The sequence below is a fragment of the Alphaproteobacteria bacterium genome, from assembly GCA_030740435.1.
GTDB lineage: Bacteria > Pseudomonadota > Alphaproteobacteria > UBA2966 > UBA2966.
Genome location: JASLXG010000198.1, coordinates 1 through 16,834, shown reverse-complemented (window position 1 = coordinate 16,834; position 16,834 = coordinate 1). Strand labels below are relative to the sequence as shown.

Sequence of the window (16,834 nt, the reverse complement as noted above, 5' to 3'; positions counted from 1 at the left end):
TTCGTGAAAGAATTCCCCTCCACTGCACTGTCGTAATCCAGAGACCGGGATCCACATGCGCCTTTTCACCATCATCCTGCAGCGCCTCTTTTATGCCTGCGCTCTTTTGTTGGCGGTGGTCGTTTTCAGTTTTGTCCTGCTCTCGCTGGTACCCGGCGATATTGCCGAGACCATCGCCGGCGAAAGCGGCGGCGCCAGCGCCGAGGTGATGGCCGAAATCCGGCGCAGCTACGGCCTCAACCAGCCTTTCTACGTCCAGCTCCTGACCTATGTCGGCAAGGTCATGCAGGGCGATCTGGGCCAGTCCTTCTATTTCAACCTGCCGGTCGCCGACCTCATTCTGGAGCGCGTCGGGCCGACGCTGCTGCTGGTCGTGACGGCGCTGGTGCTGGCCATCCTCGTCGGCACACTATTCGGCGTCATCGCGGCGCAGAAGCCAAACGGTATGTTTAGCCATTTCATCACCATCCTGGCGCTGGTGGGATTCTCGGCGCCGGTATTCTGGACCGCCTTTCTGCTCATCGTACTCTTCGTGGCGATGCTGGAGATTATGCCGCTTTCCGGGCTGGTCGATCCCCTGACGGAGAAAGGCACCTGGCTTTGGTACCTCGACGTGGCCCATCACCTGTTCCTGCCGGTCTTATCGCTTTCGACCATTTACCTGGCGCAATACAGCCGCCTGGCGCGGGCCAGCATGATGGACATTCTGGGTTCCGACTTCATCCGCACGGCCCGGGCCAAAGGGCTGGGCCGGCGCAAAGTGGTCTACAAACACGCGCTGCGCAACGCCGTGATCCCGGTGGTGACCATCGCCGGGCTGCAGTTCTCGCACCTCTTTTCCGGTGCCGTGGTGATCGAGACGGTCTTCACCTGGCCGGGACTGGGTACGCTGGCTTTCGAATCGATCCTGCGCGGCGATACGCCGACGATCATGGGAATTCTGTTCTTTTCGGCCATGGTGGTGATCGTCTTCAACCTGCTGACCGACCTGGCCTACCGCATCATCGACCCGCGCATCCGCATGTCGAGAACGGCCTAGGGACGAGCGACCATGGCAGAGCTCGAGCAAACCCCCGCCCCCCAGTACCTAGATGTCGAGCCCATTCGCATCGAGCATCCCTTCGTCGAATTCCTCAAGGCCTATTCGCGCAATTATGCTGCCATCGCCGGCTTTTTGGTTTTCCTGCTGATTGTGGCATCGGCTCTGCTGGCGCCGGTACTGATCAGCGGCGATCCCTTCGACATCGTTTGGACGCCGTTCTCGCCACCGGGCGCTGATGGCTTCATCCTCGGTACCGACGCTCTGGGACGCGACCTCTTCGTCTCCATCGTTTACGGCAGCCGCGCCACCCTGGCGGTTGGCGGCGCCGCCGCCGGTCTGACCATTTTCATCGGCCTGACCATCGGCGCCCTGGCCGGCTACTACCGCGGCTGGGTCGATGAGATCCTGATGCGGGTGACCGAGTTCTTCCAGGTGCTGCCGCCCTTGCTGCTGGCCATGGTGCTGGTGTCGCTGTTTTCACCGACCCTGGAGGCCGTGGCCATCGCCATCGGCGTGGTCAGCTGGACCGGCGTCGCCCGCCTGGCCCGGGCCGAGTTCATGCGCATTCGCGAACTCGAATTCGTCAAGGCGGCGCGCTCGATCGGAGCCCGCGACCGGCGCATCATCTGGCGCGTCATCCTGCCCAACGCGCTGCCGCCGCTGATCGTCAACGCGGCGCTGACCGTGGGCATCGCCATCCTCTTCGAGGCGGCGCTCAGTTTCCTCGGCCTTTCCGACCCCAACGTCATGAGCTGGGGCAAGCTGATCGGCGACAATCGCGACTTTTTGTTGGACTACCCCTGGATGGTGACCTTTCCCGGCGTCGCCATCTTCCTCACCGTGCTGGCCATGAGCCTGATCGGCGACGGCCTCAACGACGCCTTCAATCCCAAGCTGAGGGAGCGATGAGCCCAGAGCAGCCCCCCCAGCCTTCCCTGCTCGCCATCGAGGGCCTTGCGGTCGAGTTCAAGACCCGCGACGGCATGGCCCGGGTGATCGACGACCTCAGCGTCGCCCTGGCCCCGGGCGAGACCCTGGGCGTGGTCGGGGAATCGGGCTGCGGCAAGAGCATGACGGCGCTGGCCGTCATGGGCCTGGTGCCGATCCCGCCCGGCCAGATCGCCGCCGGCCGCATTTTGCTCGACGGCGAGAACCTGCTCGAAGCCAGCGAGCCCCGCATGCGCGAGGTCCGCGGCAACGAGATATCGATGATCTTCCAGGAGCCCATGACGTCGCTCAACCCGGTATATTCGGTGGGCAACCAGATCGCCGAAACGGCCCGCCTGCACGAAGGACTATCGGCCCGCGAGGCCCGCGACCGGGCCGTCGAGATGCTCTATCAGGTCGGCATCCCGGCCCCGGAAAAGCGCGTCGCCGAGTTTCCCCACCAGCTTTCCGGCGGCATGCGCCAGCGTGTCATGATCGCCATGGCGCTGACCTGTCGGCCCCGCGTGCTGATCGCCGATGAACCAACCACGGCACTCGACGTCACCGTGCAGGCCCAGATCTTCGATCTCCTGCGCGCACTCCAGGCCGATACCGGCACCTCGATCATCATGATCACCCACGACATGGGAGCGATCGCCGAGATGGCCCAACGCGTGGTGGTGATGTACGCCGGGCGCAAGGTCGAGGAAGGCCCGGTGGACGAGATCCTGGCCAACCCAAAGCACCCCTACACCCAGGGCCTGATCGTCTGCGTGCCCCATCTGCTGGCCGAGCCGCCGGCCCAGCGCCAGCCCCTGATGGAGATCCCCGGCGTGGTGCCGGCGCTGACCGAGCTGGGCAAGGCGGGTTGCCCCTTCGCACCGCGCTGTGCCCAGGCCATGGAGCGCTGCCGCCAGGCCATGCCGCCACCCCACGATGTGCGCCCGGGCCACGTCGCGGCGTGTTGGCTGCTCGAGGAGGCGGCATGAGCACGGACGACAACCTGCTTGACGTGCGCGACCTCAAGGTCCACTTCCCGCTGCCCCGCAAGCACATGATGGCCCAGCCCTCGCAGGTCCACGCGGTCGACGGGGTTTCCTTCCAAGTCAAGCGCGGCACCACCTTCGGCCTGGTCGGCGAATCGGGCTCGGGCAAGACCACCACGGCACTGGCCGTGTTGCGCCTGGTCGAGGTTACCTCGGGCAGTATGCGGCTAGGCGAGGCCGACCTGGCGACGCTCGAGGGCGACCAGCTCAGGCAGTTGCGCCGGCGCATGCAGATCATCTTCCAGGACCCCTATTCGTCCCTCAACCCGCGCACCCGGGCCGGCGGCATCGTGCGCGAGCCCTTGGACCTGATGGACATAGGCGAGCCCGGCGAACGTGACGAACGGGTGGCCGAGATTTTCCGCAACGTCGGCCTCAGGCCGGAACAGCAGGCGCTATTTCCGCACCAGTTCTCGGGCGGTCAGCGCCAGCGCATCGGTGTGGCCCGGGCGCTGGCCACCAACCCCGACCTGATCGTCTGCGACGAGCCGGTGTCGGCGCTCGACGTCGCCATCCAGGCCCAGATCCTCAACCTGCTGATCAAGCTGCAAAAGGAATTCGGCCTCACCTACCTTTTCATCTCGCACGATCTTGGCGTGGTGCAGTACGTCTGCGACGAGATCGCCGTCATGTACCTGGGCCAGATCGTCGAACAGGCCGATCGCTTGACGCTGTTCAAGGAGCCGCTGCACCCCTACACCCACGCCCTCCTGTCGGCCGTGCCCTCGGCCGATCCGGCACTGCGCGGTGCCCGCGACCGCATCAAGCTGGAGGGCGATCCGCCCAGCCCCATCGATCCGCCGCCGGGCTGCCGCTTCGCCGCTCGCTGCCCCTTCGCCGAGCCGCTCTGCCGCGAAGAGACGCCACTGCTGCGGGACCTGGGCGGACATTCCGTTGCCTGCCACCAGGTCTCCGACGACAAGGTCTCGCCGGTGCGCTGATGAAGCGCTTCGTCACCGCCATCTTCCGCCACGAGACCAACACCTTCTCGCCGCTGCCAACACCTCTCGAAGCTTTCGACTTCGTCTCCGGAGGCGGCGAACCGGCGGGCGGCGAGGCCGCGGTCGCGGCGCTTTCGGGCACCAACAACCCGGTCGCCGCCTACCTCGACATCGCCCGCGAACAAGGTGCCGAACTGGTCTTCCCCATCGCCGCCAATGCCCACCCCTCGGGCCCGGTGGCCGACGCCGCCTTCGAATACGTGGCGACGGCCATCGCCGAGGCCGTGGCGGCGGGCTGCGATGCGCTTTTGCTCGACCTGCATGGCGCCATGGTTTCCCAGAGCCATGACGACGGCGAGGGCGAGTTGCTAAGCCGGCTGCGGGCCATCGCGCCTGACCTTCCCATCGCCGTCTCGCTCGATTTCCACACCAACCTCTCGGCCCGCATGGTCGAGAACGCCACCGTGATCGCCGGCTATTGCACCTATCCCCACGTCGACATGTACCAGACCGGCGAACGCGCCGGGCGCCTCTTGATGCGCGCCCTGGCGGGTGAGGTTCGGCCGCGCATGGCCTGGCGTTCGTTGCCCATGATCACCCACATGCTGCGCCAGACCCCGGCCCAGCAGCCCATGAAGGACATCATGGACGCCGCCATGGCGGCCGAGGCCAGCAGCCGGGTGCTGGCGGCTTCGCTGTTTGGCGGCTTTCCCCATGCCGACATCCCCCACGTCGGGCTCTCGGGCCTGGTGGTCGGCGACGGCGACGACCTGGCGGCCGGCGAACTGCTGGCCGAGCTGATGGATTTGGCCTGGCAACGCCGGGCCGATTTCGTCTTCGAGATCGAAGCGCCGGCGGAATCGATCGCCCGGGCGCGAGAGCTCGAGGGCGGCCCCATCGTGCTGGTCGACCACGGCGACAACGCCGGTGCCGGGGGCAACCAGGACACCATGGCGGTGCTGGCCGAGGTCATGCGCCAGGGTCTCGTTGACGTCGCCGTCGGTCCCATCTGGGACCCGCCCTCGGTGGAGCGCATGATCGCCGCCGGGGTGGGCCAAACCGTCGATCTGGAACTCGGCGGCAAGACCGACGTGCCGGCCATGAATCTGAAAGGCGAGCCGTTGGCGATTTCAGGCGCGGTGCGGCGCATCACCGACGGTCGCTTCACCGTCACCGGCCCGATGATGACCGGCATGACGCTGGATATGGGGCGCACGGCCGTGCTGGAGGCCGGAACCATGGAGATCGTGGTCAGTTCAAGGCGCATGGAGCCTTTCGATACCGGCGTCTTCAGCCACGCCGGCATCGATCCCCGGGCCAAGAAATACCTGCTCATCAAGTCGCGCCAGCATTTCCGGGCGGGCTTTGGCGAGCTCGCCGCCCACATCGTGCTGGTGGCCGGCCCCGGCGTCTGCAGCTCGGACTACGAGCTCTTTCCCTTCGAGAAACTGCGCCGCCCGATCTATCCGCTGGATAACATCAACAGCCCCGATTAGAGCCGGGAGAAGACGGCAGGGAGGAGCCCATGGCGGCATTCGCCGAATACCAAGACTACGATGGCCTGGGCCTGGCCGAACTCGTGGCCCGCGGCGAAGTCACGGCCGAGGAGGTCTACGAGGCCGCCAGCGGCCGCATCGAGGCGCGCAACCCGGCCGTCAATGCGGTCTGCCTGCGTCTCGACGACCAGGCTGACGCGGCCCTGGCGGCGGGCCTTCCCGACGGCCCCTTCAAGGGCGTGCCGATATTGATCAAGGACCTCAACGCGCCGGTCGCGGACAGCGTGCTGAGCAACGGCTCACGCTTTTTCGCCGACCAGCACAGCGACCACGACAGCGAACTGGTGGCGCGCTACCGCCGGGCCGGCCTGGTGATCTGCGGCAAGTCCTCGACGCCCGAGTTCGGCATCAACGTCTCGACCGAGCCCACCCTCTTCGGAGCCACCCGCAATCCCTGGAATCCGGAGCGCACGGCCGGTGGCTCCTCGGGCGGCGCCGCGGCGGCGGTGGCCAGTGGCATGGTGCCGCTGGCCCATGCCAGCGACGGCGGCGGCTCGATTCGCATCCCGGCCTCGTGCTGCGGCCTGTTTGGCCTCAAGCCGACCCGGGCCCGCAATCCCATGGGCCCCGACCGGGGCGAGGGCTGGTCGGGGCTGGCCCATGAACACGTGATCAGCCGCAGCGTGCGCGACAGCGCCGCCATGCTCGATGCCACCGAAGGCGCCGATGCCGGTGCGCCTTACGTGGCACCAGCCAAGGCGCGGCCCTTCCTCGACGAAGTGGGCGCCGACCCAGGCCGACTGAAGATCGCCCTGTTGACCACGCGGCCCAATACCGAGCCGGTGGCCGACGAGGTGCGGGCGGCGGTCGTCGATAGCGCCAAGTTGCTAGCCCAACTTGGCCACGAGGTGGTCGAGGACCAGCCCGAAGTCGAGGACGAACTCGTCGGCACCGCCTTCATGACCATCGTCTCGGCCAACGTCGCCAACCTGGTGGCCGGCCGCGAGGCCGAGTTGGGCCGCCGGGCTGGGGGCAACGACCTCGAGAAAGTCTCGCTGGCCATGGTCGAGGCGGGACGCCGTACCAGCGGGCCCGACTATGCCGCCGCCATCCAGGCCCTGCACAAGGCGGGCCGCCGCATCGCGCCCTTTTTCGAGCGCTACGACGTCTTGCTCACGCCGACCCTGGCCAAGCCGCCGGTGGCCATCGGCGAGCTCGCCACCGAGACCGACGACATGGCCGCCTACCGCGAGCGGCTGTTCGGCTTTTCGCCCTTTACCTCGCTCTTCAACGTCAGCGGCCAGCCCGCCTGCACCGTGCCGCTGCACTGGAGCGAGACGGGCCTGCCCATGGGCTCGCAACTGGTCGCGGCCTACGGCAACGAGGCGCTCTTGTTCCGCCTGGCGGCGCAACTCGAGAGCGCCCGGCCCTGGTTCGAGCGCCGACCGGCGTGAGCCAAGACCTCGACAAGCTGGCCACCTTCCTTGCCGCGGCACGGCTCGACGAGGTGGCCGCCGAGGATCTCGACCACAGCCGGCTGGTCATCGCCGATTGCATCGCGGCCATGGTCGCCGGATCGCTGGAGCCGGAGATCACGGCGCTCGCCAGCCATCCCACAACCCCCGGCCCGGCCAGCGTCCTGGGCACCAGCCTCCGCACCACGCCCGAGCGCGCCGCCTTCCTCAACGGCACCGCCGGTACCGTGCTCGAGGTCGACGAGGGTCATCGCTTTTGCCGCGGCCATCCCGGCATCCACGTGCTGCCGGCGGCCCTGGCTTACGCCGAGGGCCAGGGCAAATCCGGGGCCGAGCTTCTGCTGGCCGTGCTGCTGGGCTACGAGGTGGCGGTGCGGGTGGGCCGGGCGGCCGAGCTCAGGCCCGCCATGCACCCCCACGGCACCTGGGGCACGCTGGGGGCTGCCGTGGCCGTGGCCAAATTGGCCGGCGCCGATGCCGGCGCCTTTCGCCGCAGCCTCGAGGTGGCGGCTCCGCTTTGTCTCGGCACCAGCGTCGGCACCATGCTCGAGGGCGGCACCGTGCGCAACAGCTTCGCCGGCTTCGCCGGGCGCACCGGCCTTCAGGTTCAGGAATTGGTGGAAGCCGGATTCGTCGGCGAGAGCGACGCCCTGGGGGCGGTGTTCGGCCGGGTGCTGTCGGAGCGCTGGCGGCCCGAGATATTGTCGGCCGGCCTGGGCGGGAGCTGGGAGATCCGGCGCAATTACTTCAAGCGCCACGCCTGCTGCCGCTACAACCACGCCGCGCTGGACGCCCTTGCCGCCATCGGCCGCCAGCAGCCGCTGGAAGCGGCCGCCATCGCCGCCATCGAGGTCGAGACCTATGGCCTGGCCGCGGCGCTGGACGAGGCCCGGCCCAGGAACGCCATGGCCAGCCGTTTCTCCATCCCCTTCGCCCTGGCCACCAGCATCGTCAGCGGCGCCAGCGGCACGGCCGCCTTCGCCGCGGAAAAATTCTCGGACCCGGCGATACTCGAATTGGCTGCGCGGATCTCACTCACCGAAGACCCGGCTATGACGGCGGCTGAGCCGGAGCGCCGGACGGCCCGGGTGACGGTGGTCTGGCAGGGCGGCGGACGCCGGACGGAGAGCGTGGAGAACGCCCGCGGCGAGCCCGAGCTGCCCTTTGCGGCGGACGAGCTGGAGGAGAAGTATTTCGAGCTCACGGCCCGGGCCTGGAGCCGGGACCAGGCGGCCCAGGTGCATGGCGACGTTTTGGCTCTCGAAACCCTGGGCGACGTGCGCCGGCTCATTCCCAGGCAATAACGAATATCGTTTCACGTTGCGGGACGAAAACGCACGAAAAATGCGTTGACGCGGGCTGCCATGAGGTTAGAGTCCGAAATCACCCACGAGAGAGTATGAGCCGGTCGCCTCGAGACGAAAAATGACCCGAACTTGAATTCGGGCTGGCAAGTTCAACAGGGAGGCAAACGTCACGGCGGCCGGGCTCGGGCAGGTACGTCGCACCCGGGCCGACTGGGGCCGAAACCCGCGGGAAACCGCGGGTTTTGTGGGTTTGGGGTGATCTCGGTTAGGATCGCGGGGGGAGTCTGGCGGTCCCTGAAGAAAGGCGGATGCCATGGTCGGGAAGGCGGCGGCAGAGCAGGCGGGCGCACCGGCCGAGGTCGACGTGGTGGTGGTCGGCGGTGGCGGCACGGGGTTGGCGGCGGCCATCGAGGCGCGGGCCTTGGGACGTGATGTGGTGCTGCTGGAGAAGAACCCCGAATTGGGCGGCTCGACGGCCTGGTCGATCGGCTCGATCACCGCCAGTAACACCCGCCACCAGCACCGTGAAGGCATCCAGGACAGCCCGCTCGAGCACTTCGAGGACATGCCCAAGTTCGCCCCCGAGGTGGCCCACCTGGACAACGAAGAGCTGCGCTGGCTGCTTTGCCAGGAGATGCCGGACACCTTCCAGTGGCTCTTGGACAAGGGCATCCGCTTCCACGGCCCGGTGCCCGAGCCGCCGCACCGCAAGCCGCGCATGCACACCGTGCTGCCCAATTCCAAGGCCTACATCTACCACCTCGAGCGCTACGCCCGGCGCCACGGCGTCGATGTGCGCAAGAACTTGCGCGCCAACACCCTGATCGTCGAAAGCGGCCGGGTGATCGGCGTGGCTTGCGCAGGGCCGGCCGGCACCCAGCGTTTCCTGGGCCGCGGCGGCATCGTGCTGACGGCCGGCGACTTCACCAACAGCCCCGAGCTCAAGGCCGAATACATCTCGGCCCAGGCGGCCAAGGTCGAGGGCGTCAACCCCACGGCCACCGGTGACGGCCAGGTCATGGCCATCGAACTGGGCGGCCGCATCGTCAACGGTGACCAGGCGTTGGGGCCGGAGATCCGCTTCATCGCGCCCGAGGGCGAGGGCCTGGTCGGCCGCCTGCCACCCTGGGGGCCGCTGGCGGCGCTGATGGAATGGTCCATGGGCAACCTGCCGCAGTGGCTGCTCAGGCCCTTCGTGCTGAGCTTCTTGACCACCGCCCTGGCACCGACGCCGGCGCTCTTCGACGAGGGTGCGGTGCTGGTCAACAAGCTGGGCAAGCGCTTTTGCGACGAGCTCGACGGCCCGGCCTTGGCGCTTCCCGACCAGCCCGACAAGGTCGGCTACATCGTCGTCGACGAACAGATCGCGCAAAAATTCTCGGCCTGGCCCCACTTCATCTCGACCGCCCCCAGCGTGGCCTACGCTCACATGGCCGATTACCGACGCAACCGCCCCGATGTCTACAACACGGGGGCCAGTTGGGCCCAGTTGGCGGCCAAGCTGGACGTCGAGCCAGGCGTTCTGGAAGCTGCTATCGCTGAGCACAACACCGCCCTCGGCGAGCAAAGGCCCAAGCTTGAGAATCCTCCGTTCTATGCCCTGGGTCCGGTGCGCAGCGTCTTCGTGCACAACGAGGGCGGCCTGGTGGTGGACAGCGAGCACCGCGTGCTGGACCAGGGCGACCAGCCCATACCGGGCTTATTCGCCGCCGGTGCCACGGGCCAGGGCGGGCTTTTGCTCAAGGGCCACGGCCACCACCTGGCCTGGGCCTTCACCTCGGGCCGCCGCGCCGGGCGGCGCGCCGCCTTCGAGGTCACGACGGCGGATTTGGAGTAGCGAAATCGGCTAATCAGTCGTCGCTCGGTGGGCTGGTTATGACCAAAAAGACGAGATCGACGAGCCCCGAGTTGTAGACCGCGTGCTCGACGCCGGGCGGGATGAAGACGGTGTCGTGGCGGCCCACCACGCGGCGTTCGCCGTCGAGTTCCATCAGCCCCTCGCCCTCGAGGAAGTGGTAGATCTGCTCCTGCATCTGGTGGGTGTGGGGTGCCACGTAGCCCTTGGGCTGGTAGCTCGAGATGCGGAAGTCGTGGAACTTGGTGGCGTGGCTGGCCGGGGTTACCAGCATCTTGGAGTGAGCGTCGTAGTGCGCCGGCGGGGTCTCCCACAGCACCTCGGCGATGTTGCGAATCGTGGCTCCGTTGCGCTCGAACATATGGACCTCGTGGCTCAGGCGTTCTTGAGGGCATCGACGTAGGCCGCGAGGCCGCGCCGGATGTCGAATTTGGGCGCATAACCCAGCACCTCGCGGGCTCGGCTGATATCCAGCGCTCCCTTGGCGACGGCAAAGGCCGAGGTGCCGGTGTCACCGTGCTGGTATTCGCCGGCCGCCGCCGAGAGCTCGGCGCCGGGCACCAGTTGCTTCACGATCTCGACGATCTGGGCCACGCTGGTGGCCTCGCCGCTGGCGATGTTGTAGGCGTCGAAGGGATGCTCGGCAAGGTCGAGGGCGGCCAAAATCCCGGCCACCACGTCGTCGATATGGCTGTGGTCGACGGCCATGTCGCCGCCCCAGGGAAGGTGCAAGGGCTGCCCGGCCAGCGCCGCGTCGATGATGGTCTTGGGCACGCGGGCTCGGGGCAGCGTCGGGCCATAGGCCCAACAGACCCGCGTGTTGATCACCTCCAAGCCATAAAGCACGCCGTAGCTGCGTCCCAGGTGCTCCACCGCCAGCTTCGAGATGCCGTAGGCCATGATCGGGTTCTGGGGGTGGTTCTCGTCGATCAAGGGCGCCTGGAAATGGCCATAGGTCTCCTCGGTGCTCATGTGCACCAGGCGCTTGACGCCATAGAGCCGCATGGCTTCGAAGAGATTCAAGCTGCCCTCGACATTGACCTTGAAAGTCTTGGCCGGCGCCTGCACCGAGGCCAGCACGCCGACCACGGCGGCGCAATGGATGACGCCGTCGGGCGCCTGGGGCCGCATCAGGTCGCATAGCGCCGGCCATTCGGTGAGTTCGCCCAGGACCACGGAAACGCCGGAATGCGCCGCTTCCAGGGCCGCGAGCTTGGGGCTCAGCACCAGATCGAAGGCCGTGACTTCGTCGCCGCGGCCGGCCAGCGCCTGCACCACTTCGGCGCCGATGAAGCCGGCCGCACCGGTCACCAGTATCCTGGCCATAAGCTAAATCTCCTCGGCCGTCAGCGGCTTGCCATAGACCGGGTCCTTGGCCGGCAGGGGCGGCAGGCGCCAGCTTCCGGTGGCCGGCGGCCTGACCTCGGCGTCGACGTGGACATCCAGGAGGCAAGGCTTGCCCGAGGCCACGGCGGCTTCCAGGGCACCCTCGAAATCCCGCGAATCCTTGACCGTCACGCCGTCTGCGCCATGGGCCCGGGCCAGGGCCGCGAAGTCGGGGTTGTAAGGCGTCCGGTTGGCACCGGCATAGAATCCGGTACCGATCTCGCGGCCTTCGAACATGCCGTACTGGATGTCGCGGATGGCGCCCCAGGCGAAGTTGTTCCAGACCACCCAGACGGCGGGAATGTCGTATTCCACGGCGGTGGCCAGAACGTGCGGCGTCATCATGAAGCCACCGTCGCCGCAGATCGAGACACAAGGCCGCTCGGGCCGGGCCAGCTTGGCGCCGAGGATGCCGCTGACACCGAAACCCATGGCCGAAAAGCCCCAGGCGTTGAGCATGGCCTGGGGCTGGCGGGCCTCCCAGAACTGCATGAACCAATTGTGATGGACGCCCGAATCGAGCGAGATGATGGCCTCGTCGGGCAGCACCCGGCGGCAGCCGGCGACCACCTGCTCGGGGCGCACGGGCGAGGAATGGATGTCGAAATTGGGCCCCACGAAGGCCTGCCATTCGGCCCGCCAGCCTTCGATCATATCAAGCCACCGGCGGCGCTCTGGCCGCGCCGCGCCGCGGCCTTCGAGCTCGGCCAGCATTTGCCGCAGGAAAACCCGGGCGTCGGCCACCAGGCCCAGATCGGCGCTGTAGTTGCGGCCGATCTCGTCGATGTCGACGTCGACCTGGATGAGTTTGGTCGAGGGAAAATTCCAGGAATAGCCGGGCAGCCACGAGGACGCCGAACGGTCGTCGAAGCGCGCCCCGATTGCCAGCACCAGATCGGCGTGCCGCCCCACCTGGTTGGCCGGGAAGGCGCCGTTGCGGCCGATGAAGCCCAGCGAAAGCCGGTGGTCCATACTCAGGCAACCCATGCCGTTGGGCGAGGAGATCACCGGCAGCTCCAGGGCCTCGGCCAGGGCCGTGAGCTCGGGCCCGGCCTCGGCCAGCGTAACGCCGTGGCCGATGAAGGCGGCCGGGCGCTCGGCCGCCAGCAGCATGTCGACGGCCCGGACCATGTCCTCGGGCGCCGCACCAGCACGGCGCGGATTGGTGGTGCAGCGCTCCAGCTCGACCTCGTCCGATTCCTGGAAGACGTTGAAGGGCACATCCAGTTGCACCGGTCCGGGACGGCCGCCGAGCATGGTCTCGACTGATTGGCGCAGCGCCAGCGGCAGCATGTCGACGCGCGTGGGCTGGAAGCTGCGCTTGACCACGGGGCGCACCACGGCCGGGAAATCGGCGGCGTTGTGGCGGTGGATCTCCTGGAAGGGGCCGCGGTTGAATTGCTGGGTCGGCACGTTGGCGGTTATGGCCAGGAAGGCCGAGGAATCGGCCAGCGCGTTGGCCAGCGCCATGACCATGTTGGCCGAACCCGGGCCGCACGAGGTCAGCGTCGCCACCGGCTTGTGGGCGACGCGGAAATAGCCGTCGGCCATGTGCCCGGCGACCTGCTCGTGGCGCGGCGAGATCAGGGGCACGCTGTCGCTCACGTCGTAAAGGGCGTCCAGCAGGCCCACCGTGCCGTGGCCGCAGACGCCGAAAACGTAGGGAAATCCCTCGGCCTTGAGGAATTCGGCGATCAGCTCACCGCCCTTCATCACCGCCACCCCTCAAACCGTCAAATATTTGGTCTGAATATCGGGATTGGCGCGCAGCTCGCCGGGCGTGCCGGAATAGTGGATCTCGCCCTTCTCCAGAATGTGCACGCGGTCGCTGAGGTGCAGCACGAAGCCCAGGTTCTGCTCGGCCAGGATGATCGACATGCCGCCCTGCTTGAGCATCTGCACTTTGTCGCGCAAGTTCTCGACGACCAGCGGCGCCAGGCCTTCCGAGGGCTCGTCCAGCAGCAACAGCTTGGGGTTGCCCATCAGACTCCGCGCGATGGTCAGCATCTGCTGCTGGCCGCCGCTGAGCACACCGCCCTTGCGGCTGAGGATGTCCTTGAGGTCGGGGAAAAGCTCGAAGACCTGTTCTTCATCCCAGCCCACGCCGTTGCCGTCGAGGGGTGGCCGGCGGGCGATGTCGAGGTTCTCCCAGACCGTCAGCTCGGGAAAGATGCGCCGGTCCTCGGGCACCCAGCCGATACCCAGCTTGGCGACGCGGTGGCTCGGCAGGCCGGTGATGTCCTGGTCCATCCAGCGCACGCTGCCCTGCTTGGGCGGCGTCAGGCCGGCGATGGAGCGGATGGTCGTGGTCTTGCCCACACCGTTGCGGCCCACCAGCGCCACCACCTCGCCCGGCTCGACGATCAGCGAGACGCCGAACAGCACCTCGCTGAGACCGTACGACGTGTGGATGTCGTTGACTTCAAGCTGCGCCATGATCTTCCGCCTTGTAATCTTCGCCCAGATAGACGCGGCGGACTTCCGGGTCCTCGCGCACGTGGTCGGGCGGCCCGGAAAAGATCAGCTCGCCGTGATGCAAGACCGAGATGCGGTCGGCGATGCCGAACACCACGCCCATGTCGTGCTCGGTAAACAGCAGCGTCAGGCCGCGCGCCTCGGTAATCTGCTTGATCAGCTCCATGGCCTGGACGGTTTCGGCCGGCGACATGCCGGCGGTGGGCTCGTCGAGCAGCAAAACCCGCGGCTGGCTGGCCAGCGAGATGGCCAGCTCGAGCTGTTTTTGCTTGCCGTAGGCCAGTTCGCCGGCAATCTCGTCGGCCGTATCGTGCAGGCCGACCAGCTGCAAAAGCTCGCCGGTTTCATCACGATTGAGGTTGTAGCCCAGCGAGAACATGTGGAACGAGCGGCCGTCGCGGGCGATCAGCGCCACCTGGACGTTCTCGAAGACCGTCATGCGGGGGTAGATGTTGATGCGCTGGAACGAGCGCGCCAGGCCCAGCTTGACGACCTGGTGCGGTTCCGTGCCGGTGATGTCGTGGCCCCCGAAGTGGACCGAGCCGTGGTCCATCTTCAGATGGCCGGTGATGAGGTTGAAAAGCGTCGTCTTGCCGGCCCCGTTGGGGCCGATAATGGCGTGTTTTTCGCCCTCTTTGAGATCGATCGAGACGTCGCGGATGGCGACGAAACCCTCGAAGGACTTGAAGGCGTCTTTGGTTTCCAGGACGATTTCTGCTGCCATGGCTCAGGCCTTGCGGATGAACTGGGTACGGATCTTCTGGGCCAGGCCGATCAGGCCGTCGGGCAGGAACATCAGGATGGCCAGCAGTATCACGCCCAGCACGATGGGCCAGTATTCGGTGTACTGGTTGATGCCGACCTGCAGGGTATAGAGCACGGCCGCCCCCAGCGCCGGCCCGAAGAAGGAATAGAGGCCGCCCAGCAGCGCCATGATCAGGACCTGGCCGGATTCCGTCCAGAACGCCGATTCGACGTAGACGCCGTGGTTGTACATGCCAAACAGCGCGCCCGCGATGCCGGCGAAGGTGCCAGCGACGATGAAGGCGGCATGGCGCAAACGCATCGTATTGACGCCAACGAAGCCGGCCCGCATGCGGTTCTCGCGCACCGCCACCAAGGTGCGGCCGAAGGCCGAATGGCAGATCAGCCATAGCAGCGCCACCGACAGCCCCACCACCACCAGCGTGAAATAGAAGAAGGAAAAGCGGTCGCCGATGAAGGCCGGCACGTCGACGCCGACAAAGCCGTCATCGCCGCCGGTGACGGGGCGCCACTTGAAGGCGATGGCCCAGATCAGCATGCCGAAAGCCAGCGTCAGCATGGCGAAGTAGATATCGGTCAGCTTGATGCAGAAGTAGCCGACGAAGGCGGCGGCACAGCCCGCCAGCAACACTGCCGCCGGGAAGCTGATGATCAGCGGCCAGCCGTAGGTGGTGAGCAGGATGGCGCAGGTGTAGCCGCCGATCGCGAAGTAGGCGGCGTGGCCAAAAGTGATGTTGCCCGAATAGCCGACCAGTACGTTGAGGCTGAGAGCAAAAAGCACATAGATCATGATCTCGGTGCTCAGGTCGACCAGGTATTTCGAGCCCAGCGTCGGCACCAAGGCCAGCAGCAGCAGCACCAGCGCCGATCCGAGAAGCAGCCGTTTGGGTATCGCTTGCATCAGTGGCTGTCCTCTTCCGGCTGTCCAAACAGCCCCCAGGGCCGCCACAGCAAAATGCCCAGCATCATCACGTAGGCCAGCACCAACTCCCAGTCGGGGAAGATGACGGTGCCGAACATGGTCACGAAACCAAACGCCAGGGCGCCCAGGAAGCTGCCCCACAGGCTGCCCAGGCCGCCGATGATGACGATGATGAAGCACTCGATGATGATGGTCGCGTCCATGCCCGGCGAGACCGCCACCCTGGGTGCCGCCAAAGCACCCCCAATACCGGCCAGGGCCGAGCCGATGACGAAGACGCCGGTGTAGACCATGGGCACGTTCATGCCCAGCGCCGCCAGCATCTCGCGGTCTTGCGTCGCGGCCCGGATGATGCGGCCCCAGCGCGTCTTGGAAAGCGCCAGCCACATGCCCACGGCGACCGCCACACCGATGCCGGAGAGCACCAGGGGATAGATCGGATAGAGGGCAAAGCCGAAGTCCACGGCGCCATCGAGGCCGTAGGGGTAGGGCACGTTGTACATGTCGACACCCCAGATCATCTTGGCCAAGTCGCCGATGATCAGCACCACGGCAAAAGTGAACAAAAGCTGGGTCAGGTGTTCGCGTTCATAAAGGTAATGAAGAAAGCCGCGCTCGACCACCAGGGCCATGGCGGCCAGCACCACGGCGGCCGCCACCACGCCGAGCCAAAAGCTGCCGGCCGCCTCGTTCAGGTAAGTGACGACCGACAAGCAGACGTAGGCGCCGAACATGAAAAAGGCACCGTGGGCGAAGTTGATCACCCTGAGCACGCCGAGAATCAGCGACAGCCCGGCAGCGATGATGAACATGTTCATGCCCAGCGAAATGGAATTCATGAACTGGTAGAAAACGAATGTCGGGTTGGCAAGCATACTCATGAAGTTACCCTCGATGGGCCCCACTGGGGACCCTACTGGGGACCCCACGGGGAACCCCAATGGCCCCCGATAGGCAGTCCCGCAGCCCCCCGGTCGCGCTGACCGGAGGGACTGCGGTAGGTATCAGGTTAGGCGGGGAAAATCCCCGCCTATTTGGTGCTGCCTATTTGGGCGACGGAATGAAGGATACCGGGTCCATCATGCGGTACTTCTTGCCCGGCTGCTTCTTCATGGGACCCCAGAACTGCCCGGTGTTGGCCTGATGCGACTTGGCGTCGACCGTCAGGCTGCCCATCGGCGTGTCTATGGTCATGCC

General features: G+C 66.6%; 15 protein-coding genes. 8 read left to right on the top strand and 7 right to left on the bottom strand.

Annotated elements, in window-relative coordinates; translation table 11 throughout:
• Positions 1 to 55: 55 nt before the first annotated feature.
• The 8 genes from QGG75_18870 (at position 56) to QGG75_18835 (ending at position 10,071) form a co-directional block, all read left to right on the top strand.
• Entirely contained in the window at positions 56 to 1,039 is a 984-nt protein-coding gene (locus tag QGG75_18870; protein MDP6069291.1) for an ABC transporter permease, read from the top strand.
• A 12-nt stretch (positions 1,040 to 1,051) separates the two neighbouring features.
• Positions 1,052 to 1,951 carry an ABC transporter permease gene (locus QGG75_18865; protein ID MDP6069290.1) on the top strand — a complete coding sequence of 300 codons (900 nt, stop codon included), beginning with the start codon at positions 1,052 to 1,054 and terminating at the stop codon, positions 1,949 to 1,951.
• A complete protein-coding gene (locus QGG75_18860) occupies positions 1,948 to 2,958 on the top strand; it encodes an ABC transporter ATP-binding protein (protein ID MDP6069289.1) in 1,011 nt (336 codons plus the stop codon). Before QGG75_18865 ends, QGG75_18860 begins: the two co-directional genes overlap by 4 nt.
• A complete protein-coding gene (locus QGG75_18855) occupies positions 2,955 to 3,956 on the top strand; it encodes an ATP-binding cassette domain-containing protein (GenBank protein ID MDP6069288.1) in 1,002 nt (333 codons plus the stop codon). The genes QGG75_18860 and QGG75_18855 overlap by 4 nt, the downstream gene beginning before the upstream one ends.
• Positions 3,956 to 5,452 carry a M81 family metallopeptidase gene (locus QGG75_18850; GenBank protein MDP6069287.1) on the top strand — a complete coding sequence of 499 codons (1,497 nt, stop codon included), beginning with the start codon at positions 3,956 to 3,958 and terminating at the stop codon, positions 5,450 to 5,452. Before QGG75_18855 ends, QGG75_18850 begins: the two co-directional genes overlap by 1 nt.
• Positions 5,453 to 5,481: 29 nt before the next feature.
• The gene (locus QGG75_18845; GenBank protein MDP6069286.1) at positions 5,482 to 6,906 is read left to right on the top strand and encodes an amidase; all 1,425 of its coding nucleotides are present in this window, start codon (positions 5,482 to 5,484) and stop codon (positions 6,904 to 6,906) included.
• Positions 6,903 to 8,231, top strand: a complete 1,329-nt coding sequence (locus QGG75_18840) for an MmgE/PrpD family protein (protein ID MDP6069285.1) — start codon at positions 6,903 to 6,905, stop codon at positions 8,229 to 8,231. The genes QGG75_18845 and QGG75_18840 overlap by 4 nt, the downstream gene beginning before the upstream one ends.
• A gap of 316 nt (positions 8,232 to 8,547) precedes the next feature.
• Positions 8,548 to 10,071: an FAD-dependent oxidoreductase gene (locus QGG75_18835; GenBank protein MDP6069284.1), complete on the top strand. Its 1,524-nt coding sequence runs from the start codon at positions 8,548 to 8,550 to the stop codon at positions 10,069 to 10,071.
• A 13-nt stretch (positions 10,072 to 10,084) separates the two neighbouring features.
• Here the strand turns inward: QGG75_18835 and QGG75_18830 are convergent, their stop codons facing one another.
• Genes QGG75_18830 through QGG75_18800 form a run of 7 tightly spaced genes read right to left on the bottom strand, consistent with a single transcriptional unit; the run spans position 10,085 to position 16,518 of the window.
• Positions 10,085 to 10,450, bottom strand: coding sequence for a cupin domain-containing protein (locus QGG75_18830; protein ID MDP6069283.1), 366 nt, complete (start codon positions 10,448 to 10,450; stop codon positions 10,085 to 10,087).
• A 14-nt stretch (positions 10,451 to 10,464) separates the two neighbouring features.
• Complete coding sequence (locus tag QGG75_18825; protein ID MDP6069282.1) at positions 10,465 to 11,415, bottom strand: NAD(P)-dependent oxidoreductase; 951 nt, start codon at positions 11,413 to 11,415, stop codon at positions 10,465 to 10,467.
• Between the two features lie 3 nt (positions 11,416 to 11,418).
• Complete coding sequence (locus QGG75_18820) at positions 11,419 to 13,197, bottom strand: thiamine pyrophosphate-binding protein (protein ID MDP6069281.1); 1,779 nt, start codon at positions 13,195 to 13,197, stop codon at positions 11,419 to 11,421.
• Positions 13,198 to 13,200: 3 nt separating this feature from the next.
• Positions 13,201 to 13,911 carry an ABC transporter ATP-binding protein gene (locus QGG75_18815; protein MDP6069280.1) on the bottom strand — a complete coding sequence of 237 codons (711 nt, stop codon included), beginning with the start codon at positions 13,909 to 13,911 and terminating at the stop codon, positions 13,201 to 13,203.
• The gene (locus QGG75_18810) at positions 13,898 to 14,674 is read right to left on the bottom strand and encodes an ABC transporter ATP-binding protein (protein MDP6069279.1); all 777 of its coding nucleotides are present in this window, start codon (positions 14,672 to 14,674) and stop codon (positions 13,898 to 13,900) included. Before QGG75_18810 ends, QGG75_18815 begins: the two co-directional genes overlap by 14 nt.
• Before the next feature lie 3 nt (positions 14,675 to 14,677).
• Positions 14,678 to 15,616, bottom strand: coding sequence for a branched-chain amino acid ABC transporter permease (locus tag QGG75_18805; GenBank protein MDP6069278.1), 939 nt, complete (start codon positions 15,614 to 15,616; stop codon positions 14,678 to 14,680).
• Complete coding sequence (locus QGG75_18800) at positions 15,616 to 16,518, bottom strand: branched-chain amino acid ABC transporter permease (GenBank protein ID MDP6069277.1); 903 nt, start codon at positions 16,516 to 16,518, stop codon at positions 15,616 to 15,618. Before QGG75_18800 ends, QGG75_18805 begins: the two co-directional genes overlap by 1 nt.
• Positions 16,519 to 16,834 lie beyond the last annotated feature (316 nt).